We start from the raw sequence: 25,592 nt of genomic DNA, 5'->3' as shown, positions 1-25,592 counted from the left end.
CCGTAAGCGCAGAATGACGCAGGCGGCAACTCGCTTTGCATGATCGCCCGGTCTAGGAACCGCTTCATGCCTGAACTTCCCGAGGTTGAAACCGTCCGACGCGGCCTGACGCCGGTGCTGGAGGGCGCGCGCCTGTCGCGCGTGCGGATCAACCGGCCAGACCTGCGATTTCCCTTCCCCGATCATTTCGTCGACCGGCTGGAGGGCGCCGTCGTCCTGCGGATCGACCGCCGCGCCAAATATCTGCTGGCGCCGCTGTCGACCGGCGACACCTGGATCACCCATCTGGGCATGACCGGGCGTTTCACCCTGGACGGGATGCAGTTGGGCGAGTTCGAGGAACCCGCGCCCATCGCGGGCAAGCACGAACATTTCAGCGCCTGCGCAATACGAAACGACGTCGCCACCCGTATCGGCTATGCGGATGCGCGCCGCTTCGGCTTCATGGGCCTGATCGCAACCGCCAGCGTGGGCTTGCATCCATGGTTCGCAGGCCTGGGGCCCGAACCCTTGGGCAACGGCTTCTCGGGCGCTCATCTGGCCGAGGCTTTCGACGGCAAGAAGCAGAACATCAAGGTGTCCCTGCTGGACCAGCGGATCGTGTCGGGTCTGGGCAACATCTATGTCTGCGAGGCCCTGTATCGGGCGCGCATCTCGCCCCTGTCCGCCGCCGGTTCGATATCCAAGGCCCGGCTCGAGAGGCTGGCGACCGAGGTCCGCAATGTCCTGAACGACGCCATCGAAGCGGGCGGATCGACCCTGAAGGACTTCGCCAATGTCGAGGGCGGGCAGGGCTATTTCCAGCACCGGTTCGACGTCTATGGCCGCGAGGGCCAGGCCTGCCGCACCGACAACTGCAAGGGAACCGTCGCCCGCATCGTCCAGGGCGGGCGTTCGACCTTCTACTGCCCCGTCTGCCAGAAGACGTAGGGCGCAGGCCTAGTCCGCCGCATCCTCGATGGCGTGGATGTCGTCGTCGCTGAGGCCGAAGTGGTGCCCGATCTCGTGGACCAGCACATGGGCGATCAGTTCAGCCAGGCCCACGTCGCCGCGTTCACACCACTCGTCCAGAATGGGGCGGCGGTACAGGAACACCCGCGACGGTTCGAACGCCGGTCCCAGGCCGTCGCGGCTGCCGATGTCCACGCCGTGATAAAGCCCGGTCAGTTCGAACGGGTCCTCAATCTCAAGATCCTTCAGCGTCTGTTCGTCGGCGAAATCGTCGATGCGGAACACCACCTCGCCCGCCGCGTGCCGGAACGGCGCAGGCAGGGCGTCGAAGGCCTCGCGGGCCAACCGGGCGAAGTCGTCAAGAGAGGGTGCGAAAACGTCGGTCATGCCTTCGCTATCGCCGTCCCGGACCAAAGTCGCAATCGGACGTGATGACGCTGCAACGGAAAAGGCGCAAATTCGCGCGACTGGGGTATGTTAACCGCGAATCGCGTCGCAGGGAGACACATGGCCGAGGCCGACATCGCCTATGTCGCCACCGCAGGGGCCGCCGGGCTGGCGCTGGCCGTCAGCGCCTGGGCCGTGCGTCTGCGCGCGCGCCTGGCCTCCGCCAGCGACCTGGCCCAGGACAGATGCGCTGACGCCCTGGCCGACCTGGGTCGCCACGAGAGCATGTTGCGCGCCTTCGACGACGTCAGCCTGCCGCTGACGCCGGACGGCCGCCCCGCTGGCGACCCCATCGGTCCCGCCGAACTGATCGCGCGCCTGTCCGACGAAACCGCCGAGGCGGGCGAGGCCATACTGGCCCGACTGGCCCAGACCCACGCCGGTCAAATCGAGGCCCTGGTCCACACGGGCGAGGCCTTCGAAGGCCTGCTGTCGCTGGACCATGAGCCGTGGCGGATCGAGGGCCGCGTCGCCGGCGGCGCCGCCTGGGTGCGGCTGTCGCCCGCCTCCAGCCTGACCCTGACCGGAAGCGAGGCCGTCGAAAGCGGACTGGCCCTGCTGGCCGACGCCTCGCCGACGCCGACCTGGGTCGTGGACGGCGCCGGCAAACTGGCCTGGGCCAATCGCGCCTGGCTGGCCGAGGTTGGCGCCGAGACCATCGAACAGGCGCTGGAGAAGAACCTCAGCTTCGACCGGGGCGCCGATGCTCTGGCCGCCGAGACGGGCCGTCTGGGCGTGCGTCAGGAGGGCTTCCGCTGGACCACCGGCGGGGGCGCGCGCCGCGCCTGGCGCATCATCGCCGAACCGGCGGGCGGGGGCGCCGTCACCGTCTTCGCCATAGAGGTCACCGAGGCCGAGGAAACGCGCGACAACCTGCGCCGCCATGTCGAGGCCCATGACGAGACCCTGAACCATCTGGCCGACGCCGTGGCCATTTTTGGTCCATCCAAGCGTCTGGCCTTCCACAACACCGCCTTCCAGACCCTGTTCGACATCGACCCGGCCTGGCTGGACGAACGCCCGACACACGCCGAACTGCTGGATCGCCTGCGCCAGCGCCGCCGTCTGCCCGAGGTGGTCGACTACGCCGGATGGAAGGCGCGCGAGCTTCAGTTCTATGAAGCCTCCGAAGCCTCGCCGGACGACAGCTGGTCCTTGCCGGACGGCCGCACCCTGCGCGTCGTGCGCCAGCCGCACCCGCTGGGCGGCATCCTGCTGATCTTCTCGGACATCACCGACGAGCTTCAGCTGCGCAGCCGCTTCAATGCCCAGCTTCAGGTCCAGCGCGCCACCCTGGACAAGCTGAACGACGCCGTCGCCGTGTTCGGATCGGACGGACGCCTGCGCCTGCACAACGAGGCGTTCGAAAGCTTCTGGCGTCTGACCGCAGACCGGATCGAGGGCGCGACCGAGTTCGACGCCCTGGCTGAGCTGTGCAAGCCCGTCCTGCCCGATCCCGCCCTGTGGCTGGGACTGAAGGCCCGCGTCGCCGATCCCGATCCGGAAAGCCGTGTCGCCATCTCGGGCGAGGGGCGCACCACCGACGGCCGCGCCGCCGCCTGGCAGACCCGCCCCCTGCCGGACGGCGCAACCCTGGTCGCCTTCTCCGACGTCACCGCCCGGCGCGAGCTGGAGCAGGCCCTGGTCCAGCGCGAACAGGCTCTGGCCGAAAGCCAGGCCCTGAAACGCGAGTTCGTCGGCAGCGTCAGCTATGAGCTGCGCACCCCCCTGACCACCATCGTCGGCTATTCGGAACTGCTGGAGACCCTGGGCGACCTGCCTGAGCGCAGCCGCCAGCACGCCGGCGCCATCCGCGTCGCCGCCAGCCAGCTGGCCCGCTCCATCGACGACGTGCTGGACATGTCCCAGATCGACGCGGGCGAGATGGAGCTGTCGCTGGGCGACGTGCGCATCGGCGACCTGTTCGAAGAAGCCGCCGCCAAGGTGCGCGGCAAGGTCGAGGGACGCGGCGCCAGCCTGACCGTCACCTATCCGCCCGATCTGCGGCCGATCCGCGCCGACGCCCGCCGCGTGGGTCAGGCGCTGGAGCATCTGCTGGAGAACGCGGCCCGCGCCGTGTCCGAAGGCGGGGCTGTCACCCTGACCGCCGAGGCGACGGCGTCGGAAGTGCGCCTGTCGGTCGCCGACACCGGACGCGGCATCCCCTATCACCTGCAGCCCCACGTCTTTGACCGCTTCGTGCGGCGCGAGCGCGGCGGTCCGGGCGTGGGCCTGGCCCTGGTCAAGGCTCTGGTGGAACTGCACGGCGGCTGGGCCGAGGTGGAAAGCGACCCCGGCAAGGGCGCCGCCTTCATCCTGCACCTGCCCTTCGGCGCCGCCACCACCGCCGCCCCGCCCGAACTGGCGCTGGAGGGCGAAGGCTTTTAGCCTCCGCCTTCCTGGCGGCGCCTACTTCCGTGACGCCTTGGAGCGATCCCGCGCGGCGGCGAACTCGGCGTCCGGGTTCCATTCCGGCCAGACGTTGGTATCGGCCAGATCACGCCCGACGGCATAGATCAGGGCCACGTCGGCGGCGGCGGCGTCCATGCGCCAGGTCTGGTCCCATTCGTCCGTCGGCTGGTGATAGCGGTTCTGGACATAGTCGCGGCTGGCGGCGCTGGCCCCGGTGAAGCCTGCGGCGGGGAAGAGGGCGGGAACCCCCTCAAGCGCCAGCGGAAAGTGATCCGAGCGATAGAAGGCCCCGGCCTGGGGCGCCGGGTCCGCGATCAGGGTGCGGCCCTGTTGCACCGCACGCCGCGCCAGATAGTCGTCCAGCTGGTTCTTGCCCTTGCCGATCACCACGATGTTCGGGTCGATCTCGGTTCCCGGCAGCAGGCTGTCGACATTGATGTTGGCCACGGTCGTCTCCAGCGGCCAGACCGGGTTGGCGGCGTAATAGGTCGAACCCAGAAGCCCCGCCTCCTCGCCCGTCCAGGAGGCGAAAACGATCGAACGCTTCGGACGCGGCCCCTCGGCGAAGGCGTGGGCCAGCTCCAGCAGGGCGGCGACGCCGGTCGCATTGTCGACCGCCGCATTATAGATCTTGTCCCCCGCCGCATTCGGCGTGCCGACGCCGTAGCCGTCCCAATGGGCGCCGTACATCACCGTCTCGTTCGGGCGCTCCGAACCGGGGATGCGGGCCAGGACGTTGCTGCTTTCAACCCGGTCAGCGATCTGGCCGAAATCAACGCTCATGGCCGCATTCGGCAAAACGACGGGGCGGAAGTCGGCCCGGCGGGCGCTGGTCTTCAGGGCTGCGAAATCCAGCCCGGCGGCGCGGAAGATCTCCTCGGCCTTGGCCCGCTGGATCCAGCCCTGGAAGGGCGCGCGCTCGGCGTTCGGATCGGCCCGGACGATGTCGAACTTGGGCGCCGCGGATGAGTTCTGCAGCACCGACCAGCCGTAACCGGCGCCCGCCGTCTCATGGATCACCAGCACGCCCGCCGCCCCGCGACGGCCCGCCTCCTGGAACTTGTAGGTCCAGCGGCCATAGAAGGTCATGGCCTGACCGTCGAACTTACCGGCGACCGGCTCGCCCGCCTCGGCCTCGAAATCCGGGTCGTTGACCAGGACCAGGATGACCTTGCCGCGCACGTCCACGTCCTTAAAGTCGTCCCACTGGCGCTCGGGCGCATCGGCGCCATAGCCGACGAAGACGATGGGGGCGTCCGTGACGGTGATATGGTCCACGGGGCGGTCGCTGGACACCAGCACGTCTGGCCCGCGCGCCAGAGACAGGCTCTGGCCGCCGACCCTGGCCGTTACGGTCGCCGGCCCGTTCTGGCGGGTGCGCGACAACAGGGCGGTCTGGAAATAGGAGCCGTTCGGCCCGCCGCCCTCGGCGCCCGCCGCGCGGAACTGTTCGGCCAGCCAGGCGACGGTCTTCTCCTCGCCCGCCGAGACCGGGCCGCGCCCCTCGAACTCATCCGAGGCCAGAACCCGCACCGCCTCGTTCATCCGTTCGGCGCTGATGGCAGGCGCTGCGTCCTGCGTCTGGGCTTGGGCCTGGGCCTGGGCCGTCGTGGCGGCGAGCAGGGCCAGAACGGCGGCGGTGGTCAGGGTCTTCATGCGGTTTCCCTCCAGATCTGACCGTCTTCTTGGGCCGATCAGCCGGACCTGTCGAGCCAGGCCTTCACGCCCTGCGCCGCCACGACGCCGGACGCGAAACTGGCCTGAAGCAGATAGCCGCCGGTCGGCGCCTCCCAGTCCAGCATCTCGCCCGCGACGAAGACGCCGGGCCGAGCCGTCAGCATCAGATGCTTATCCAGCGCGTCGAACCTCACCCCGCCCGCCGCCGATATGGCCCGCTCCAGCCCCTGAACCCCGCTCAGGGTCACGGTTGTGGCCTTTATCCGCGCGGCCAGCTCATCAGGCGCGGTCGGCAAGGGTCCGGCCTCGCGCAGCAGGGCCGCGCCGACCGCATCCAGCCCCACGGTCTTTCTCAGATGATTGGACAGGCTGGCCTTGCCGCGCGGACGGGCCAGACGCGCCGCCACATCATCCGCCGCCAGATCGGGCTTCAGGTCGATGACCAGCGTCGCCTGACCGTCCCGCTCCACCGCATCGCGCAGTCCCGCCGACAGGGCGTAGATCGCCCCGCCCTCGATCCCATAGGCGGCGATCATGGCCTCGCCCCGCGCCGTGCGGTCCTGATGCGTCAGCGCGATCCCCTTCAGCGGACGCCCGGCGAACCCCTCGCGCAAGACATCCGACCAGGCCACGTCAAATCCGGCATTGGCGGGCCGGAACGGGCGCACGGGCGCATCCAGCCACTGCGTCCACTCCGCATCCGAGCCCAGACGCGGCCAACTGGCGCCGCCCAGGGCCAGGACCACGCCGCCGGGCGTCTCCAGCCGTTCTCCGTCCGGCGTCTCGAACCGCAGGGCCTCGTCCTCCCAGCCGGTCCAGCGCGACCGCAGCCGCACCTCGACGTCCAGCGCATTCAATCGCGCCAGCCAGGCCCGCAGCAGGGGCGAGGCCTTCATCGCCCTGGGAAACACCCGCCCGCTGGACCCGACGAAGGTCGGTTGCCCCAGACCCGCGGCCCAGGCGGCCAGATCAGACGGCGAAAAGGCCTCCAGCCATCCGGCGACCCGGCTGGCGGCGGCGCCATATCGGTCGAGGAAGGGGGCCAAAGGCTCCGAATGGGTCAGGTTCAGCCCGCCCCGGCCCGCCATCAGAAACTTGCGCCCGACTGAGGGCATCCGTTCGTGCACGACCACGCTCAGGCCAGACTGGGCCAGACGTTCGGCCGCCATCAGACCGGCCGGTCCTGCGCCGATCACATGAACCTGTTTTTTCGCGGATTGCGTCATCGCCTTCGCTTTGCCCGTTCGCGCCCGTCCTGACCATAGGGCTGGCCATAGGGTCGGGCGCCGCTATGCTCCGCGCCATGAGCGTCGCCTTCACCCGAGAAGAAGATCTGGAAGCCACGGCCGCCGACCTGGCGGACCGCCCGATCTCGCCCCATCCCAATCTGGTCACGCCTGAAGGCCTGGCCCTGATCGAGGCCGAGCTGGCCGCCGCCCGCACCGCCTACACCGCCGCCCAGGTTCAGGGGTCGATCGAAAGCGACCGCACCGCCATGGCCCGCGCCACGCGCGACCTGCGCTACTGGGGCGCCCGCCGCGCCTCGGCCCAGTTGGTCGAGCCGGGCGAGGATGACGGCGTCGTGCGTTTCGGCGGCTCCGTCTCAATCGCGCGCGAGGACGGCCGCACCCAGACCTGGCGCATCGTCGGCGAGGACCAGGCCGATCCGGCTCAGGGCAGCGTCAGCTATGTCTCGCCTCTGGCCCGCGCCGTTCTGGGCAAGCGGGCCGGGGATGAGGCGACGGTGGCGGGTCAGACGGTGGAGATCGTCGCCGTCGACTAAAACGCCGCAGTCAGTCTTCGCTGTCCGGGCCTTCGCCCAGCATTTCGCGCACCATGTCCAGGATCAGCTTCTGTTTGCGGGCCGGCAGGCGGCGCACCAGATTGTCGATCTCGATGGAGTGTTTGGTCGCCGACCGTTCGTGGTCGAAGGCGGCGGTCTCCTCTTCGCCGAAACCCGGCTGGGCGACGGCGAAGCCCTCGAAGAAGAAGGGGATGTCCACCTTCATGAAGTCGGCGATTTCGAAAAGCTTGGAGGCCGAGACGCGGTTTGTGCCCTTCTCGTACTTCTGCACCTGTTGGAAACTGACCCCGACCGCCTTGGCCAGCGCCGTCTGGGTCAGACCCAGACCGAGGCGTTTCTCCTGAACGCGGCGACCGACGTGGCGGTCTACGGGATGCGGATCCTCATCCTTGATGCGCGCCAAGACTTCCCCCCCGTTCAGTTCAACTCGCGATTCGGGGCCACCCTAGTTCGCTGTCCCAGCGGCCACAAGGACAGGAAAAGTGCGAACAAAAGGCCGATCAGCAAGGGCCAGTCGCCCAGACGACCATAGGCTGTGACACCCGTCGGACGGGGCAATGGCGCATCCACCACCCCCATGACGCCTGACCACAATTGGGAGTTGCCGACGATCCGTCCCCAGGGGTCGATCATGGCCGAAACGCCGGTCGGCGTGGCTCTGGCGATGGGCAGGCCGGTCTCGATGGCGCGATAGCTGGCCAGGTTCAGATGCTGCAACGGACCAGAGGTTGCACCAAACCACGCGTCATTTGATGCATTAACAATCCAATCCGGCCGCCCCGCAGCGCCCGGCGTGAAGCCCGGATAGAGGCTTTCGTAGCAGATCAGGATCTGGGCGCGCGGCGCGCCGGGGATGGCGATGGGCTCGGGCCGGGGTCCAGCCGAGAAATCGCTGGGCATATGGACCAGGCTGCGCAGCCCGATCGAGGTCATCAGCGAGCCCAGCGGCAGATACTCGCCGAACGGCACCAGACGGTGCTTGTCATAGACGGCGGTGATCCGCAGACCGGCCTGACCCTCGCCGGACAGGGCGAACAGGCTGTTGTAATAGCGGGCGCCGTCGGGCGCGGTCGGATCGATCTGTCCGCGCGCCAGGCCGACCAGCAGGGTCTGGCCGGGGCGGACGGCTTCGGCGATGGCGCGGGCGTCTTCTGAGGCGAAGACGTCGTTGGCCGAAGCCGGCAGCGACCCTTCCGGCCAGACGATGACATTGGGCGCTCGACCGTCCGGGTTCGTGGTCGGCTGCGCCGTCAGCTGCACATAGCGGTCGACGATGGAGCGATAGGTCTCGGGCGACCATTTCGTCTCCTGTTTCACATCGGCCTGGACCAGACGCACCACCGTGTCGGTGAACTGAAGGTCCGACCGGGCCAGCCGCACCGCGCCGAAGACGCCGACCGAAACCAGTGTCAGGGCGCCCAGACCCGCCGAGATCAGGCGGCTGCGTTTCAGGCCCGGCCCGATCAGGGGCGCAAAGGCCGATGTGGCGGCGACTGTGACAAGGCTCAAGCCATAGACGCCGACGAGCGAGGCGAACTGGGACATGCCGCCGCCCGCCTTCCAGGTCGCGCCCGCCGGGTTCCACGGAAACCCGGTCAGCACATGGCCGCGCAGCCATTCGAAGATGCAGAACAGGGCGGCGAACAGAAGGACCCGGACCGATCCGATGGGGGCGAACCGGCGATAGAGCGCGGTCGCCGCCCCCCAGAACAGGCCCAGGCCCGCAGGCAGAAGACTGGCCGCGAAGGGCGCCATCCACGCCTGTTCGGGATTGACGAAAAAGGCCTCGGCCACCCACCAGCAGCCGACGAAGAAATAGGCGAACCCCGCCAGCCAGCCCATCCAGAAGGCGCCGCGCACCGTGTCGGACCGCTCCGACAGGATCATCAGCAGCGGATAACCCAACAGACCGATCAGAACCCCGAACGGCGGATGCGCAAACGCTGTCCCGGCGCCCGCCAGCAGGGCCAAAAGAATGCGGATCAGCCGCCAGGCCAGGGCGCGCCGTCTGTCCGGCAAGGCCCGGATGGGGGCGGCGAAACGGTCCAGAACAGCGTCGATCATCATGTCAGTCGGCGCTTTCAGCGTCTGCGGCATAGGGGTCGGCGACGCCGATACCGGCCAGAATCTCGCGCTCCTCTGCCTCCATCTCCTCGGCCTCGGCGTCGTCCTCGTGGTCGCGGCCCAGCAGGTGCAGCACGCCGTGGACGACCAGATGGCTGAGGTGATCGGCCAGGGTCTTCTTCTGCGCCACAGCTTCGTCGGCGCAGACGCCGTAGGCCAGGACGATGTCGCCCAGATGCGGCGCGGCGCTTTCCGGCACCGGGAAGGACAGGACGTTGGTGGGCTTGTCCTTGTCGCGGAACCGGCCGTTCAGGTCGCGCACCGCTGCGTCGTCGGTCAGCAGGACGACGACATCGCCCTCGATCCTGCCCAGAGCCGCCGTCGCCGCACGTTCAACCACGGCCTCGACCTCAGGCAGGGCGGCGGCCCAATCGTCCGCCTCGACTTCAATCTCGATCATGCAGGGTCTTCCAGGTCCGGGCCAGGACGACCGCGCGCAGCATCGGCGTCATAGGCGCGCACGATCCGCTCGACCATGGCGTGGCGCACCACGTCCGAGGCGTCGAACTTCAGCACCCCGACGCCCTCGACCCCGTCCAGAATCCGCAGCGCATGGGCCAGGCCGGAATCGCGCGGGTTCAAGAGGTCGATCTGCGACGGGTCGCCCGTCACCACCATCCGCGCGCCTTCGCCCAGGCGGGTCAGCACCATCTTCATCTGCAGGCGCGAGGTGTTCTGGGCCTCGTCCACGATGACGAAGGCGTGGCTCAGGGTGCGGCCGCGCATGAAGGCGATGGGGGCGGCTTCGATCTCGCCCTTGTCGCGTCGGCGCTGCACGTCCTCGGCGCCCAGAATATCGTTCAGGGCCTCCCAGATCGGGGCCAGATAGGGGTCGACCTTCTCGTTCAGGTCGCCGGGCAGGAAGCCCAGCTTCTCGCCCGCCTCAACCGCCGGGCGGGTGATCACCAGCCGGTCCACCTGTCCGCGCCGCAGAAGCGAGGCGCCATAGGCCGCCGCCAGAAACGTCTTGCCGGTGCCCGCAGGCCCGACGCCGAAGGTCAGCTCGCACCGGCCCAGCAGGTCCAGATAGGCGGCCTGCGCCTTGGTCTTGGGCACGATGGAGCCGCGCTTGCCGCCCGGCAGGGACACGCCCGCCGCCGCCATGCCCGGCGTGCCCTTGCCGCCGCGCGCCTGACCCAGAGCCGCGCGCACATCGGCCTCGGTGACCTCGGCGCCCAGGGCCGCGCGCTTGGCCAGATCCTCGATCACCCGGCGGGCGTCGGATCGGTCGCGCGTGCCGCCGTTGACGGAGACCCCGCCGCCCGGCGCCTCGACCAACACCTTGAAGGCGTCCTCGATCAGGGCGACGTGGCGGCTGTTCGGCCCGATGACCGCGCGCAACTCGGCGTCATTCAGCGGTACGAACTCGGACTCTCTCGCCATCAAGCAGCCTTTTCTTTTTGGGCTATCGCCTCGCGCGCGGCGCTCGGCTGCATGAGCCCGTTGTCTTCTTGGGCTATCGCCTCGCGCGCGGCGCTCGGCTGCATGAGCCCGTTGGGTGCGACCAGTCGGCCATGCAGACTGTTCTGCTGGCCCAGGATGATTTCGACCGGAACGATCTGGCCGATCAGATGATCCGCGTCATCGACGTGGACCGACTGCAGATATGGGGATCGCCCTATCGCCTGGCGACGGTGGGCGTGACGCCCCTTGCGGTCGAACAGGACATTCAGGGTCTTTCCCGCCTGAGATTCATTGAACGCGGTCTGCTGTTCGGTCAGCAGCGCGATCAGGCGGTGCAGCCGCTCCTTGGCCGCCTCCGGCTCGACCTGTTTGCCCATGCCCGCCGCGGGCGTGCCGGGGCGCGGCGAATACATGAAGGCGAAGGCGCCCGCGTAGTTCACGCGCCGCACCAGATCCAGCGTGTCCTCGAACTCCCTGTCCGTCTCGCCGGGGAAGCCGACGATGAAATCGCCCGCCAGCGCCATGTCGGGCCGCGCCTGACGGATGCGGTCGATCAGGTCGAAATATTTCTCGCGCCCGTGCTTTCTGTTCATCAGCCGCAGAATGCGGTCCGATCCCGCCTGAACCGGCAGGTGCAGATAGGGCATCAGGGCGTCCAGATCGGCATGGGCGGCGATCAGGTCGTCGCTCATGTCGTTGGGGTGGCTGGTCGTATAGCGGATGCGGTCCAGGCCGGGGATCTCAGCCAGGGCGTAGGCCAGTTCGGCCAGGGTCGCCTGCCTGCCGTCCGCCCGTTCGCCGTCATAGGCGTTGACGTTCTGGCCCAGCAGGGTGACCTCGCGCACGCCGCGATCCGCCAGCTGGCGCGCCTCCTCCAGCACCGAGGCCAGGGGACGCGACCATTCGGCGCCGCGCGTATAGGGCACGACGCAGAAGGTGCAGAACTTGTCGCAACCCTCCTGCACGGTCAGGAAGGCGGTCGGCCCCTTGGTCCCGCGCGCCGCCGGCAGGGAATCGAACTTGTCGTTGGGGGCGAAGTCGGCGCCGATCCGCTCGCCCCGCGCCCGCGCCGTGCGGGTCAGCAGTTCGGGCAGCTGGTGATAGGCCTGCGGGCCGACGACGATGTCGACGGCGGGCTGGCGTTTCATGATCTCCTCGCCCTCGGCCTGGGCGACGCAGCCGGCGACGGCGATGGTCATGTCCCCGCCCGTCTCGCGCTTGATGTCGCGCAGCTCGCGCATCTTGCCCAGTTCGGAATAGACCTTTTCCGCCGCCTTCTCGCGGATGTGGCAGGTGTTCAGGATGACGAAGTCGGCCTCGGCCACATCCTCCGTCGTCGCATAGCCCAGCGGGCGCAGGACATCGGCCATGCGCTCTGAGTCATAGACATTCATCTGACAGCCGTAGGTCTTGATGAACAGACGCTTGGGCGCATCCGTCGCCTCGACCGGCTGGGGTCGCAGGGTGTCGCTCATGGTCGGCTTATGATCGCCCAGGCGGGCGACGACAAGGCGGGCGCGATGACGCGATCAGCCCGCGTCGACATCAGCCGGATCGACCCGCGCGGCGTGGCGGGTGAAGATCAGGCCTTCGCGCTTGGACGGCTCGGCGCCCTCGATCGGCACGCCGTAAAGCTCAAGCTTGTGGCCGATCAGCTGGAAGCCCAGGCGCTCGGCGATCTCGGACTTCAGGCGCTCGATCTCGGCGTCGAAGAATTCGATCACTTCACCGGTCTTGGTGTCGATCAGGTGGTCGTGGTGGTCGTCGCCGGCCTCTTCATAGCGGCTGCGACCGTCGCCGAAGTCGTGCTTCTCGACCACGCCCGCCTCTTCGAACAGGCGCACGGTGCGATAGACGGTGGCGATGGAGATATGCGGATCAATGGCCGAGGCGCGGCGGTACAGCTCCTCGACATCGGGGTGGTCATCGGCGTTCGACAGCACCCGGGCGATCACCCGGCGCTGTTCGGTCATGCGCATGCCGCGGTCGGCGCAAAGTTTTTCGATCCGGTCCATGCCCCTAGAATAGGCATTTGGAACGCATCAGGGAAGCGTGACCTTGCCCCTTTCGGCTTTCATGACGCCGCGAGGTCCAGCGCCAGCACCAGGGCGTCGGTCCGCCCGCCGTCCGGGGCCGCATAATAGGCTTTCCGCCGTCCGATCTGACCGAAGCCTGCGCGTTCATAAAGGGCGCGGGCGGCGACATTATCCTCAGCGACTTCAAGGAACAGGCGCACGGCCCCGGCCTGCGCCGCCGCAATCGCCCCCTGCCCCACCAGACGCCCGCCCAGACCGGCGCGACGGGCCGACGGGCGCACGGCCAGGGTCAGGATCTCGGCCTCGTCCAGCACGACGCGAATCAGGATGAAGCCGTCGGCCTCCTCGACCGCGAACACGCCCGGCTGATCCAGCAGGTCCGCGAACTCCGCCTCGCTCCAGGGCGCAGCGAAGGCCTGAGCGTGCAGGGAAGCCAGACGGGCGGGCGCGGTCATGTGGCGGTCGGGACGGCGGGCTGGCGCGGCTGGCCCGGCAGGCGGCTGGGCGGGGTGGCGTCGGGCGCCCGCAGATAAAGCGGTTTGGGCAGATCCGTCGCCGGATCAGCCGCCGCCGCCAATCGCGCCAGAGCCTCGGGCGAGGGGGCGACGCGGTCGTCCGCCAGCGCGTGTTTCACATCAGGGAAGGCTTCGATCAGCACAGGCGCGCCATTGCCGACCAGACGCACATCAGGGCCGAGCGCGGCGACCCGTTGCGCGGCGTCCTCCAGCGTCAGGGCTTCGTCAGCGCCGGTGGCGAGGCCGTTCACGAACAGCTTGATGTAAACCTGCCCCCGCCGCGCATCGATCAGGGCGGCGACGGGCGATCCGTCCTCGGGCAATGATCCCGCCAGGCCGTCCAGCGCGGAAATCCCGACCACCGGCCGGTCCAGCGCCGCGCCCAGCCCCTGCGCAAAGGCCAGTCCGACCCGCAGGCCGGTGAACGATCCCGGCCCGACCGTGACGCCGATCCGGTCCAGCCCATCGAAGCCGCCGCCTGCCTCAGCGACCACATCGCGCACCACGCCGCCCAGGCGTTCCTGATGCCCCTTGGTCATGGGCAGGAATTGCGCCGCCAGCGGCCGGCTGTCCTCGAACACCGCCGCCGTGCAGGCGCCCAGCGCCGTATCGATAACCAGAAGTCTCATGCCGCGTCTTTTAGGCGGACTGGAGAAGAAGCTCCAACACGCCGGACCGTCAGATCAGATCGTCTGCTCGACCCGCGTCACTTCGGGCACATAATGGCGCATCATCTGCTCCACGCCCGCCTTCAGCGTCGCCGATGACGACGGACAGCCTGAACAGGCGCCGCGCATCCGCAGGTTCAGCACGCCGGTCTCTTCATCGAACGAGTCGAACAGGATGTCGCCGCCATCCTGGGCCACCGCCGGGCGGATGCGGCTGTCCAGCAGCGCCTTGATCTCGGTGATGATTTCGCTGTCGCCCTCGGCGTGGTCGTCGGCATCGGCTTCGACGCCGCGCGTCAGGGGCTGGCCCGAGACGAAATGGTCCATGATGACGCCCAGGATCGGCGCCTTCATCTCCGACCAGTCGGGTCCGCGCTCGTGGCGGGTCACCGAGACATAGTCCATGCCGAACATCACCCCGTCGACGCCTTCCAGCTCGAACAGGGCCTCGGCCAAGGGCGAAGCGGTCGCCTCGTCGATGGTGCGGTATTCCAGCGTGGCGAGCGGCGAAACCTCGCGCCCCGGCAGGAACTTCAGCGCATTCGGATTGGGCGTGGGTTCGGTCTGGATGAACATGGGCGGGAGATGCGCTCGCTCCCGCCCCGTTTCAAGGTCCAAAGGCGCCTAGCGCTTTTTCAACCCGCCCAGGATGCCGCGCATCAGCTCGCGGGTCAGGGTCGTGCCCGCCGTGCGCAACACAGATGTGGTCAGGGCCTCAAGCGGCGTCTGACGGGTCGAGGCGCGTTTCGGCGCCGCTGTGGCGCGCGGGGCGGCCCTGGCCTGTTCACGCGCCTGCACCTGAGCCGCCTTGGCGTCCAGCTTGGCCTGAGCCTCCGCAGCCTTGGCGGCGTCCGCCTGCGCCTTGGCCTGGGCTGCGGCCTGATCGGACGCGGCATGGCGGGCGTTGAGAATCTCTTCGGCGGACTCGCGGTTCACCGCGACATCATAGCGCGTGCCGACCGGGCTGGCGGCGATGGTGGCGGCACGCTCGGCGTCGGTCGCCGGGCCCAGACGCGAGTCCGGCGGCCTGATCTTGGTGCGGGCCACCACGGTCGGCGCGCCCTTTTCGTCCAGCACCGACACCAGGGCCTCGCCCACGCCCAGGGCCTGAATGGCTTCGGCGGTGTTGAAGGCGGGATTGGCGCGGAAGCTTTGCGAGGCGGCCTTCAGACCCTTCTGGTCCGACGGCGTATAGGCGCGCAGCGCATGCTGGATGCGGTTGCCCAACTGGGCCAGGACGCTGTCGGGAATGTCCGCCGGGTTCTGGGTGACGAAATAGACGCCGACGCCCTTGGACCGGATCAGGCGCACGACCTGTTCGACCTTCTCCAGCAGGGCCTTGGGCGCGTCATTGAACAGCAGGTGGGCTTCGTCGAAGAAGAAGACCATGCGCGGCTTGTCCGGGTCGCCGATCTCGGGCAGGCGCTCGAACAGCTCCGACAGCAGCCACAGCAGGAAGGCCGCATACAGGCGCGGGCTGTTCATCAGGCGCGTGGAGTCCAGCACATTGACCTGGCCCCGTCCGTCCAGGCCGGTGCGGATCATGTCCTCAAGCTTCAGCGCAGGTTCGCCGAAGAAGGCGCCGCCGCCTTCCTGTTCGACCTGCAGCAGGGCGCGCTGGATCGAGGCGATGGAGGCGGGGGCGACGTTGCCGACCTCGCGACCGATGCGGTCGGCGTTCTCGCCCACATAGGCCAGAAGGCTGCGCAGGTCGCCGATGTCCAGCAGCAGCAGGCCTTCCTTGTCCGCGACATGGAAGACCACCGTCAGCACGCCTTCCTGAACCTCGTTCAGGTTCAGCATCCGGGCCATCAGCACGGGGCCGATCTCGGACATGGTGGCGCGGATCGGGTGGCCCTTCTGCCCGTAAAGGTCCCAGAAGACGGTCGGCGCGGCGCGCGGGGTCAAAGTCAGGCCCATGTCGGCGGCGCGGGCGATCAGCTTGTCGTTCGGCGCTCCCGGCTGGGAGATGCCCGACAGGTCGCCTTTCACGTCGGCGCAGAAGACCGGAACCCCGGCGTCGGAGAAGCCCTGGGCCATGATCTGCAGGGTGACCGTCTTGCCGGTGCCGGTGGCGCCCGCGACGACGCCGTGACGGTTGGCGCGGTTCAACAGAAGATTTTCCGGCGCATTGGCGTCGGACTGGCCAAGAAACAGGCCGGAAGGCGTATCGAACATGCAAGTCTCCGGGAGCGTCACGACAAGGTCTAGCGCGATAAATCCCGGGCCGGAACAGTGATTGACGTCACGATCTGTCAAGTCGATGACTGGGGCATGGAAACACCGATCACAACCCCGGCGCCCGCTGCTTCACGCAACGCCCTGGCGATCATCGCGACCGTCGCCGCAGGCGCCGCCGTCTATTGGCTCAGAGACATTCTGACGCCGCTGGCCATGGCCCTGTTCCTGCTGATCATGATCGACGGGGTGAAACGCTCGATCGCCGCCCGCACGCCGCTGGACGACCGCTGGGCCGGGATCGCGGCCCTGACCCTGGTGGTTCTGGGCTTCTTCGCCTCCATCGGCATCATCGTGAACGGCGCGGCGGGCTTCTTCGGCGAGGCGTCCGGCGTGTCCCAGAACCTGGGTCCGCGCATCGATCAGATCATCCACGACAGCTATGGCCTTTTCCATCTGGCCAATCCGCCCAAGACGCAGGACCTGATCAACGGCGTCGATCTGCGCTCCTATCTGGCCTCCGCCGCCTTCCAGGCCCAGGGCGTCGTCTCCAGCGCCTTCTTCGTCCTGATCTATCTGGGCTTTCTTCTGGCTTCGCAGATGGGCTTCCAGCGCAAGGTGGTCGGCATGTTCCCCTTCAAGGCCCAGCGGGACGAGGCCGTGGCCATCTTCCAGCGGGTTCGCGGCGGGGTAGAGGGCTATATCTGGGTTCAGGCCGTCACGGGGGTGATGGTCTGCGCCGTGGCCTGGGCCCTGATGCGGGCGGTCGGGCTTCAGAACGCCGAGTTCTGGACCTTCGTCATCTTCATCGTCGGTTTCATCCCCATGCTGGGCGGCGCCATTGCGGGCCTGGCCCCGCCACTGTTCGCTCTCGTGCAGTTCGAAAGCTACTGGCCCGCCCTGATCCTGCTGGTGGGCCTGCAGATCATCCTGTTCGTGGTCGGCAATTTCATCCAGCCCCGGATGCAGGGCGACAACCAGAACATCGACCCGGTCGTGGTGCTGCTGGCCCTGGCCTTCTGGGGCAAGCTGTGGGGCGTGGTCGGCATGTTCCTGTCCACGCCGCTGGCCGTCATGGCCATGGCGATCCTGGCCGAGTTCAAGGGATCACGCTGGATGGCGGTGCTGCTGTCCGGCGACGGCAACCCTTACGCCGAGGAGAGCAAGGCGAGGCGCGCCAAGCCCGCCCAGAAACCGAAAAAGTCCCCGCCGAAAGCCGCCGAAGCCGCCGACTGAGCACCTGCGGCGCCCAGTCGCACATATTCTCGAAAAATGTCGCGCCGGGCGCCCTTGAACCGCCGGATTGTTTCACCACCTTAGCCTCAACGCCGCGGTGACCCTCCCCTCCGAACCGCGGTGGATGCGAGACCGGCGCGCCCTCCCCTCCCCAAGCGTCGGCCCGCGCAGGCCGCCGAGCTTCCCCTAGCTCGGCGGCCTTCTCGTTTGCGGCGCCGCACAATCATTCCAAGCTTAACGACGATCATGAGCATGATCTCGCGCGTTCAGCCGTTTTGGGGGCTTTTCCCGCGACCGGACCTGGCCTAGGTCAAATGGGTGGCGCGCCGTCGCGCCGCTCATCCTGCGGCCTCGCCGCGTCGCCGAGACAAGTTGAAATGACCGCCCTCGATCCGCGTCCCACCCCAGTCCAGACGATTTCTCTGACGGCTCTGGAGGCGGCGTTTGCGCGGATCATTGGGTCTGGGCCGGGTGCCTCGGAAAAGGCCTATCTGACCCAGGCGCACGAAGACTACGCCGCCGACGAAACCCCCGAACTGGACGGCGAAGACCTGGCCGCCCTGCTGGCGGAGTCCTGGAAGGCCGCAGGCGCCTACGCCGCCGGGTCCGCCCCCCTGATCACCGTCGGCCCCCTGGTCGGCGCGGACGGTCAGACGCTGGACTATAATCTGGTCCGCATCGTCCAGTCGGACGCCCCCTTCCTGGTCGACAGCGTCATGGGGGTTCTGGCCGAGGCCGGGGTTTCCGTGCGCGCCCTGTTCCACCCGGTGGTCGAGCTTCAGGGTCAGCGCCTGTCCATCATCATGCTGGTCATCGACGGCGTGCCGCAGGAGCGCCGCGACGCCCTGGGCGAAGGTCTGGCCCAGACCCTGTCCGACGTCCACGCCGCCGTGAACGACCACGAGGCCATGGCCGCCCTGATGCGTCAGGCCCTGCAACGTCTGCAGGACACCCCGCCCCAGGGCGATCCGGCCATGCTGGCCGAGACCATCGCCTTCCTGAAATGGCTCAAGAGCGACCATTTCGTCTTCCTGGGCGCGCGCGACTACGACTATCCCCGCGCCGCCGACGGCGACTATGAGGCCGAGGCCGCCCTGAACCAGTCGGGCGCTGGTCTGGGCATCCTGGCGGACCCGGAACGCACCGTGCTGCGCCGTGCGTCCGAGCCTGCGGTCCTGACCCGCCAGATGCGCCGCCAGCTGGACCTGTCCGAGCCGGTGACCGTGGCCAAGGCCAACGCCCGTTCGCGCGTCCACCGTCACGCCTACATGGACTATGTCGGGGTCAAGCGTTACGGCGCGGACGGCAAGGCGACGGGCGAAACCCGTTTCGTCGGCCTGTTCACCTCCGACGCCTACGACCAGCTGGCGACCGAAGTGCCGCTGCTGCGCCGCAAGGTGGCCAACGCCCTGGCCCGCGCCGACAAGGCGCCCGGCAGCCACAACGAAAAACGCCTCAAGAACATCCTTGAGAACTATCCCCGCGACGAGCTTTTCCAGATCGGCGAGGACGAGCTTCTGTCCATCGCCCTGGGCATCCTGCACCTGTACGACCGTCCGCGCATCCGGCTGTTCTCGCGCCAGGATCCGTTTGACCGGTTCGTTTCGGTCCTGTGCTTCATCCCGCGCGAGAAGTTCGACGCCTCGGTGCGCGAACGGATCGGCCATATCATCGCCCGCGCCTGGGGCGGCCGTGTCTCGGCCTGGTATCCGCAGCTGTCCGACGCGCCGCTGGTTCGGGTCCACTACATCATCGGCGTCGAGCCGGGGAACCATCCGACGCCGGACCATGCCCAGCTGGAGCATGACGTCGCCGAGGCCGGTCGCGGCTGGGTCGATCGGTTCGAGGCCGCCCTGCGCCGCGCCAACGTCGCCGATGTCCAGGTCGGCCCGCTCAGCGCCCGCTGGGCCCGCGCCTTCGGCGCCGCCTATCGCGACCGCTACGATGCCGACGAAGCCGCCATCGACCTGCAGCAAATGGATCGTCTGAACCCGACCGGAGAGCCGGGTCAGGGCGAACCCATCGCGGTGCGCGCCTTCCGCAATCCCGACGACAGCCGTCTTCAGTTCCGCTTCAAACTGTACCGTCGCGGTCCGGCCGTGCCCCTGTCCGACGTCCTGCCGATCATGGCCGACATGGGGCTGAAGACGCTTGAGGAATACGGCTATTCCATTCGTCCGGCGGGCGAGGAGGAAATCCACGTCCACGAGTTCCTGATGGAGGACCCGCGCGGCGAGGCCCTGATCTTCGCCGATGTGAAGGCCCCGTTCGAGCGCGCCTTCGCCGCCGTCTGGACCGGCCGCACCGAAAGCGACGGCTTCAACCGTCTGGTGGTCGAACTGGGCTTCGAATGGCGCGAAGCCGCCCTGATCCGCACCCTGGCCCGCTATCGCCAGCAGACCGGCCTGGACCCGTCCCAGCCGGTGCAGGAAGAGGCCCTGCGCGAATATCCCGAAGTCTCCCGCGCCCTTCTGGCCCTGTTCACCGCCAAGTTCGGCGATGAAGGCGGCGCGGTTCAGGATCGCGAGGCGACGGTCGCCGAACTGAACGAGCGCATCATCGCCCTGCTTCAGGACGTCAAGAGCCTGGACCATGACCGCGCCCTGCGTCGGATCGCCCTGCTGATTGGGGCCATCAAACGCTCCAACTTCTTCCAGTCGGACGCCGATGGTCAGCCCAAGCCCCACATCTCCATCAAGATCGCCTCGCGTGAGCTTGAGGACCTGCCCCTGCCCAAGCCCTATCGCGAAATCTTCGTCTGGGCGCCGCACATCGAGGGCGTGCACCTGCGCTTCGGCCCCGTCGCGCGCGGCGGCCTGCGCTGGTCCGACCGTCGCGACGACTTCCGCACCGAGGTTCTGGGTCTGGTGAAGGCCCAGCAGGTCAAGAACGCCGTCATCGTGCCGGTCGGCTCCAAGGGCGGCTTCTATCCCAAGCAACTGCCCCGCACGACGGACCGCGAGGCCATTCAAGGCGAGGCCATCCGCGCCTATCGCACCTTCCTGTCGGGCCTCTTGGACATCACCGACAACATCGCCGCCGATGGTTCGGTGGTGCGCCCGGCCAATGTCGTGGCCTGGGAGCAGGACGATCCCTATCTGGTCGTCGCCGCCGACAAGGGCACGGCGACCTTCTCCGACATCGCCAACGGCGTCTCGGCCTCCTACGGCTTCTGGCTGGGCGACGCCTTCGCCTCGGGCGGGTCGATCGGCTATGACCACAAGGGCATGGGCATCACCGCCCGCGGCGCCTGGGAGGCGGTCAAGCGCCACTTCCGCGAGATCGGCAAGGACATCCAGACCGAGCCCTTCACCATGGTCGGCGTCGGCGACATGTCCGGCGACGTCTTCGGCAATGGCGCGCTGCTGTCCAAGGCCACGCGCCTGGTCGCCGCCTTCGACCACCGCGACATCTTCATTGATCCGAACCCGGATCATGTCTCTGGCTGGACCGAGCGCAAACGCCTGTTCGACCTGCCGCGCTCGTCCTGGCAGGACTATGACAAGAGCCTGATCTCCGAGGGCGGCGGCGTCTTCTCACGCTCGGCCAAGTCGATCCAGCTGACGCCCCAGATCAAGGCCGCGCTGGACATCGCCGACGACGTGCTGGACCCCGTCAGCCTGATCCGCGCCATCCTGAAGGCCCCGACCGAGCTGCTGTATCTGGGCGGCATCGGCACCTATGTGAAATCGCCTGCCGAAACCGACGCCCAGGTCGGCGACAAGGGCACCGACGCGCTTCGCATCAACGGCGACGAACTGCGGGTCCAGGTCGTGGGCGAGGGCGCCAACCTGGGCTTCACCCAGGCGGGCCGCATCGTCTTCGGTCAGAACGGCGGCCGCATCAACACCGACGCCATCGACAACTCCGCCGGGGTCGACACCTCCGACCACGAGGTCAACATCAAGATCCTGGTGGGATCGGCGGTCACCAACGGCGTCCTGCCGGCGGACGAACGCGCGCCCCTGCTGGCCTCGATGACCGATGTCGTGGGCAAGAAGGTTCTGGCCCACAACTACGACCAGACCCTGGCCCTGACCCTGCAGCAGGCCGAAGGCGCGGGCGGGCTGGACGCCCAGGAGCGATTCATGCAGGCCCTGTCGGCGCGCGGCAAGCTGGACCGCAAGGTCGAGGGCCTGCCCAGCGATCTGCGCGTCAAGGAGATGATGGCGGCGGGCGTTCCGCTGGCCCGGCCTGAACTGGCCGTGCTGATGGCCTACGCCAAGCTGGAGCTGTCGGACGAGATCGTCGCCTCGACGGCGCCGGAAGATCCGTTCTTCGAACGCATACTGACGGGCTATTTCCCCGACGCCCTGGCCCGGTTCGAGCCGGAGATGAAGAGCCACCGGCTGCGGCGCGAGATCATCGCCACCGTTCTGTCGAACGAAGTGGTCAATATGTGCGGCCCGACCTTCCCGGACCGTCTGCGCCACTCGGTCGAGTGCGACACCACCGCCCTGATCATCGCCTTCGAGGCCGCACGCCGCGCCTTCCGTCTGGACGAGGCCTGGGCGGCGGTTTCGGCCCTGGACCTGAAGATCCCGTCCGAGGCCCAGATCGCCCTCTATCGCGAGATCGCCGTCGTCCTGCGCCGCCAGACCGCCTGGCTGGCCCGCCGCGCCAAGAAGGGCATGAGCGTCCAGGCCCTGATCGACCTCTATCGTCCGGTCGCCGATGCGATCCAGGCGGAAGGGGCAGGGGTCCTGTCGCGCTTCGAACAGGCGCAGCTGGACAAGCGGGTCCGCCGCTTCGCCGATCTGGGCGCCCCGGAAGATCTGGCGCGCTCCATCTCGATCATGCGTCCGCTGGTCGCCGCCGCCGACATCGGCGATCTGGCCCAGGAGGCCCAGTGGCCCGTCCCGGCCATGGCGCGCCTGTATCACCAGGTCGGCGCCGCCTTCGACTTCGACCGTCTGCGCGCAGCGGCCGGTTCGATTCCGTCGGCGGATCATTTCGATCGCCTGGCCGTCCGCCGCCTGATCGAAGACCTGATGAACGAACAGGCCACCCTGACCCGCGCCGTCGCCAAGGCCTCCGATCCTTCGGTCGGCGTCAGCGAGGATGCGGCGGAGGCGGCTGTCGACGCCTGGATCGGCTCCAAGCAGGAGTTGGTCGAGAGCGTCCGCGCCTCGGTCGATGAGATCGAACAGTCCGGCTCCGGCTGGACCTTCGCCAAACTGACCATCGCCAACGCCACCATCCGCGACCTGGCCGTCGCCGCGCTCTGATCCTGCCGCCCCATCCCGACGCCGGCCGGGATGGGGCGTTAAGGAATGAGTTGACGAAGCCGCCGTCACGCGGCCTTTTCAAAAACCAATTAACGGGCAGGGGAGGCCGTCATGCCGAGAAAATTCCTCGTCGTCGCCGACGACACGCCCGAGTTCGAGGCTGCGCTGCGCTTCGCCTGCCGTCGGGCGAAATCGACGGGCGGGCGCGTCGTCATGCTGCGCGTCCTGCCCTCCAACAGCGACGCCCACTGGTCCGGCGCGCGTGAGGAAATCGAACGCCAGCAACGCGAAGAGGCCGAGGCCCTGCTGAACCGCCTGGGCGAAGAGGCGCTGGAACGCTCAGGTGCCGCCCCCATCTTCCTGATCGAACAGGGCGAGGCCCAGAGCGCGATCCGCAAAGTCGTCAGCGACGATCACGACATCAAGATCTTGGTCCTGGCCGCAGGCGCCGGATCGCGCGGCCCCGGCCCCCTGGTCTCCGCCATCATCAAGCACGGCGCATCCCTTGGCGGCCGCAAACTGCCCGTCACCATCGTCCCCGGCGTCCTGACCGAAGACGAAATCGAGGATCTCGCCTGAAAGCCGCTTAAGACTTGAACAGGTTCAGCAGCCACTGGGGCTGGTTGTTGGCGATGGACAGAGTTTGAACCGCCAATTGCTGGCGGATTTGCGCGGCCTGGAGTTTGGCCGACTCCTTGGCCATATCGGCGTCAACCAGATTGCCCAGACCCATTTCAAGCGCGTCCTGATGCTTGACGGCATGGTTCAACAACCTGTCGATATTGGCCTGCTGAACCCCGAAATAGCTGGCCGCAGACACCGCCAGCGTCAGCGCCGCCTCGACCTTCAGCATCAGATCGTCGGGCTCATTCCAGTTCACCCCCGCCAGGCCCAGCCCTGCCGCCGTCATATTGCGCGTGGATATCCGCAAGGTCTCAAGCTCAGGCGTGCTGATGAAACCGATGTCCGGCTGGACCTGTCCCGCCCAGTTCATCACACTCGGCCCGTAAACCGTCGGCAGGGGCGCAGTCCCATCCTGAAGGACCAGTCCGCCCACGGTCCAGGCGCCGATCTTGTCAGGCGTGTCAGGATTGAACCGGAACTCCAGGTCTCGCCCACGCGCGGGATCATAGTCGAAGCTTAGGGTGAAATTGCCGCTGCGTTCGAGGCCTGCGGGAACGGCTTCACCATTCCGGGCATAGGCCTGACCACTGGCCGCGACCCGCACGCCATTCTGCCAGATCTCGACGACGTCTGCGCCGCCATAGGCGTCAACCAGCATGTCGACACGACCTGACTTCTCGCCCGCGTCAATCCGGTAGGTCTTGGATGCGCTCTCGGTGGCTTCAGTTTCCGGCGTCAGAAGACGCGGATTCGCGCCCACGGACGCAAAGGTCTCACGCGTGGTGAATGTGGTTACAGACTGCGTCGTCTGCGTCGGGAAATGCGCTGCGGACCGAGGCGCCCCTGCGGGATAGAGTTCGGCGCCTCCCACGACCCATCCCGCGCCGTCATGGGGGTTGTTTTCATTGAATCGAAACTCGAGAGTCTGCCCATTGGCCGGGTCGTAATCGAAGCTCAGAAGCTGTTGACCGCTGCGCGCCAGCCCCGGGCCGACCATCCCGCCGCCAGCGACATAGTCCTGGCCCGAGGCTGCAACCCGCACGCCATTCTGATAGATTTCAACGACGTCAGGATTTTCGAAGGCATCGAACAACAGGTCGATCCGCCCCGCCTGCGTCCCGCCATTCACCTGTCTGGACAACACGCCCTGGCTGGCAGGCGACGCGCCCGCCGTTTCAGGGCGAAGATCGACGGGCGGCAGCGAGGATGCATCGGATCGTGCCGAAACCACGACGGAATGAGCGTTTGGCGGCGACGAAGGCGGCGAACCGGGTCCGCTTTCATAGCCCCGCTCAAACGCCCAGGCATTTCCCCCCGTCGCCCTGATTTCATATGACTTTCCAACGGCTGGATCATAGTCGAAGCTCAGCATGACCTGACCTGTCACCGTGCTGCCGGCGCCAATGGCGCTGGCGCCCGCGACATAGGCCTGGCCCGACGACGCCACCCGCTTTCCGCTCTGCCAAACCTCGAAGGCGTTGCCCTCGACGAAGGCGTCCACCCAGATGTCCACCCGACCCGCATTATCAAACGCCGTCTTTATGGCTCCATAGTCATGATTGACGGTGATCCGTGCGTCGCCCGAATAGACGCTTCGGTTCATGAAGACAGAGGCGTTTACGGCCGTCTGGTTGAGGCCGACGATCTGAGTCAACGAATCCGGCGTGAGGGGCGAGCGTGGGAGACTGAGGTTCAGTTGGCTCGTCATCGACGCCGAGACCGTCGTATTCGCCCCCGCCGACATTGGCGTCAAAAACGACATCGGGGTCTTGGTCGAGGTCGGCAGGGTGTAACTGGCGCTGCTTCTGACCGTCGCCTGCATGCCCAGGCCGTCCAAAAGGTTCACGCCGTCAAAGGTGGCGGTCTTCGCCTGACTTTCGATCTGTCGAAAATGGCTTTCAATATCGGCGCGAATGGCCAGGCGGCTGCTCGCCGTCAGTGAAGGATCCGCATAGGCGACCGCCAGTTTCTTGACGCTGACCAACAGGTCATTGATGCCGGTCAGGGCCGCATCGGTGACATGCAGAACCGATGAGGCCCGCGCCAGGCTCTGGGTTGCAGCGGTCCAGCCGCTATTCTGCGCCTTGAGGTTTTGGGCGATGGCGAAGACCGCACTGTCATCCTTGGCGCCAGACACCTTCAGTCCGGTTGCGACGCGATTTTGCGCGGTCGCCAGTGTCTGCTGCGTCGCATTCAACGTCTGCAGGGCCTGAAGCGCGGACCGGTTGGTGTGGATGGAGACCATGCCCGGCCAGTGTGCCAACACACCAATGAATTGTGAAGCTTGT

General features: G+C 67.6%; 20 protein-coding genes and 1 pseudogene. 6 read left to right on the top strand and 15 right to left on the bottom strand.

All coding sequences use genetic code 11. From position 1 onward, the window contains the following. Window positions 1–66: 66 nt before the first annotated feature. The gene (gene mutM, locus KWG56_RS15215) at window positions 67–930 is read left to right on the top strand and encodes a bifunctional DNA-formamidopyrimidine glycosylase/DNA-(apurinic or apyrimidinic site) lyase (protein ID WP_219352781.1); all 864 of its coding nucleotides are present in this window, start codon (window positions 67–69) and stop codon (window positions 928–930) included. A 9-nt stretch (window positions 931–939) separates the two neighbouring features. Here mutM and KWG56_RS15210 read toward each other — a convergent pair whose 3' ends face one another. Continuing rightward, window positions 940–1,338 (bottom strand): metallopeptidase family protein, encoded by a 399-nt coding sequence (locus KWG56_RS15210; RefSeq protein ID WP_219352780.1) that lies wholly within the window; start codon window positions 1,336–1,338, stop codon window positions 940–942. A 120-nt stretch (window positions 1,339–1,458) separates the two neighbouring features. Between KWG56_RS15210 and KWG56_RS15205 the strand changes: the two genes are divergently transcribed. Continuing rightward, window positions 1,459–3,786, top strand: a complete 2,328-nt coding sequence (locus KWG56_RS15205) for a sensor histidine kinase (protein ID WP_219352779.1) — start codon at window positions 1,459–1,461, stop codon at window positions 3,784–3,786. Between the two features lie 21 nt (window positions 3,787–3,807). On the opposite strand, the gene KWG56_RS15200 is transcribed toward KWG56_RS15205, so the two are convergent. Together KWG56_RS15200 and KWG56_RS15195 are read right to left on the bottom strand one after the other, a co-directional pair. After that, window positions 3,808–5,466 carry a M28 family metallopeptidase gene (locus KWG56_RS15200; protein WP_219352778.1) on the bottom strand — a complete coding sequence of 553 codons (1,659 nt, stop codon included), beginning with the start codon at window positions 5,464–5,466 and terminating at the stop codon, window positions 3,808–3,810. 38 nt (window positions 5,467–5,504) lie between these two features. Next, a complete protein-coding gene (locus tag KWG56_RS15195) occupies window positions 5,505–6,713 on the bottom strand; it encodes a TIGR03862 family flavoprotein (protein WP_219352777.1) in 1,209 nt (402 codons plus the stop codon). 77 nt (window positions 6,714–6,790) lie between these two features. Between KWG56_RS15195 and greA the strand changes: the two genes are divergently transcribed. Continuing rightward, window positions 6,791–7,270 carry a transcription elongation factor GreA gene (gene greA, locus KWG56_RS15190; protein WP_219352776.1) on the top strand — a complete coding sequence of 160 codons (480 nt, stop codon included), beginning with the start codon at window positions 6,791–6,793 and terminating at the stop codon, window positions 7,268–7,270. A gap of 10 nt (window positions 7,271–7,280) precedes the next feature. Here the strand turns inward: greA and KWG56_RS15185 are convergent, their stop codons facing one another. From KWG56_RS15185 to KWG56_RS15140, 10 genes are read right to left on the bottom strand one after another with little or no spacing between them, the layout of a single operon-like run. Beyond that, window positions 7,281–7,694, bottom strand: coding sequence for a helix-turn-helix domain-containing protein (locus tag KWG56_RS15185; protein ID WP_201098416.1), 414 nt, complete (start codon window positions 7,692–7,694; stop codon window positions 7,281–7,283). Between the two features lie 14 nt (window positions 7,695–7,708). Beyond that, a complete protein-coding gene (gene lnt / locus KWG56_RS15180; protein WP_219352775.1) occupies window positions 7,709–9,358 on the bottom strand; it encodes an apolipoprotein N-acyltransferase in 1,650 nt (549 codons plus the stop codon). A 1-nt stretch (window position 9,359) separates the two neighbouring features. Then, window positions 9,360–9,815, bottom strand: a complete 456-nt coding sequence (ybeY, locus tag KWG56_RS15175; RefSeq protein WP_219352774.1) for an rRNA maturation RNase YbeY — start codon at window positions 9,813–9,815, stop codon at window positions 9,360–9,362. Beyond that, window positions 9,812–10,798, bottom strand: coding sequence for a PhoH family protein (locus tag KWG56_RS15170; protein WP_219352773.1), 987 nt, complete (start codon window positions 10,796–10,798; stop codon window positions 9,812–9,814). The genes ybeY and KWG56_RS15170 overlap by 4 nt, the downstream gene beginning before the upstream one ends. Beyond that, entirely contained in the window at window positions 10,798–12,294 is a 1,497-nt protein-coding gene (miaB, locus tag KWG56_RS15165; protein WP_244999532.1) for a tRNA (N6-isopentenyl adenosine(37)-C2)-methylthiotransferase MiaB, read from the bottom strand. Before miaB ends, KWG56_RS15170 begins: the two co-directional genes overlap by 1 nt. 54 nt (window positions 12,295–12,348) lie before the next feature. After that, the gene (locus KWG56_RS15160) at window positions 12,349–12,834 is read right to left on the bottom strand and encodes a Fur family transcriptional regulator (protein ID WP_201098424.1); all 486 of its coding nucleotides are present in this window, start codon (window positions 12,832–12,834) and stop codon (window positions 12,349–12,351) included. Window positions 12,835–12,893: 59 nt separating this feature from the next. Then, a complete protein-coding gene (gene rimI, locus KWG56_RS15155) occupies window positions 12,894–13,310 on the bottom strand; it encodes a ribosomal protein S18-alanine N-acetyltransferase (RefSeq protein WP_219352772.1) in 417 nt (138 codons plus the stop codon). Further along, the gene (gene tsaB / locus KWG56_RS15150) at window positions 13,307–13,999 is read right to left on the bottom strand and encodes a tRNA (adenosine(37)-N6)-threonylcarbamoyltransferase complex dimerization subunit type 1 TsaB (protein ID WP_219352771.1); all 693 of its coding nucleotides are present in this window, start codon (window positions 13,997–13,999) and stop codon (window positions 13,307–13,309) included. Before tsaB ends, rimI begins: the two co-directional genes overlap by 4 nt. Window positions 14,000–14,053: 54 nt before the next feature. Continuing rightward, window positions 14,054–14,614 (bottom strand): NifU family protein, encoded by a 561-nt coding sequence (locus KWG56_RS15145; RefSeq protein WP_219352770.1) that lies wholly within the window; start codon window positions 14,612–14,614, stop codon window positions 14,054–14,056. Window positions 14,615–14,662: 48 nt separating this feature from the next. Continuing rightward, window positions 14,663–16,216 (bottom strand): helicase HerA-like domain-containing protein, encoded by a 1,554-nt coding sequence (locus tag KWG56_RS15140; protein ID WP_219352769.1) that lies wholly within the window; start codon window positions 16,214–16,216, stop codon window positions 14,663–14,665. A gap of 96 nt (window positions 16,217–16,312) precedes the next feature. Here KWG56_RS15140 and KWG56_RS15135 point away from each other — a divergent pair, with 96 nt between their 5' ends. The 3 genes from KWG56_RS15135 (at window position 16,313) to KWG56_RS15125 (ending at window position 23,259) form a co-directional block, all read left to right on the top strand. Beyond that, window positions 16,313–17,452, top strand: a complete 1,140-nt coding sequence (locus tag KWG56_RS15135) for an AI-2E family transporter (RefSeq protein WP_219352768.1) — start codon at window positions 16,313–16,315, stop codon at window positions 17,450–17,452. Window positions 17,453–17,829: 377 nt separating this feature from the next. Next, complete coding sequence (locus KWG56_RS15130; protein WP_219352767.1) at window positions 17,830–22,680, top strand: NAD-glutamate dehydrogenase; 4,851 nt, start codon at window positions 17,830–17,832, stop codon at window positions 22,678–22,680. 111 nt (window positions 22,681–22,791) lie between these two features. Next, complete coding sequence (locus KWG56_RS15125) at window positions 22,792–23,259, top strand: universal stress protein (protein ID WP_201098439.1); 468 nt, start codon at window positions 22,792–22,794, stop codon at window positions 23,257–23,259. Window positions 23,260–23,266: 7 nt separating this feature from the next. Here the strand turns inward: KWG56_RS15125 and KWG56_RS18835 are convergent, their stop codons facing one another. Beyond that, window positions 23,267–23,533, bottom strand: a complete 267-nt coding sequence (locus KWG56_RS18835; RefSeq protein WP_244999751.1) for a flagellin — start codon at window positions 23,531–23,533, stop codon at window positions 23,267–23,269. A gap of 1,611 nt (window positions 23,534–25,144) precedes the next feature. Beyond that, window positions 25,145–25,549: pseudogene (locus KWG56_RS18830) on the bottom strand (flagellin); the annotation flags it as partial. Window positions 25,550–25,592 lie beyond the last annotated feature (43 nt).

It is taken from the genome of Brevundimonas nasdae, from assembly GCF_019395145.1.
GTDB lineage: Bacteria > Pseudomonadota > Alphaproteobacteria > Caulobacterales > Caulobacteraceae > Brevundimonas > Brevundimonas nasdae.
The sequence above is the reverse complement of the archived record's forward strand: the minus strand, read 5'-3'. Positions and strand labels throughout refer to the sequence as shown.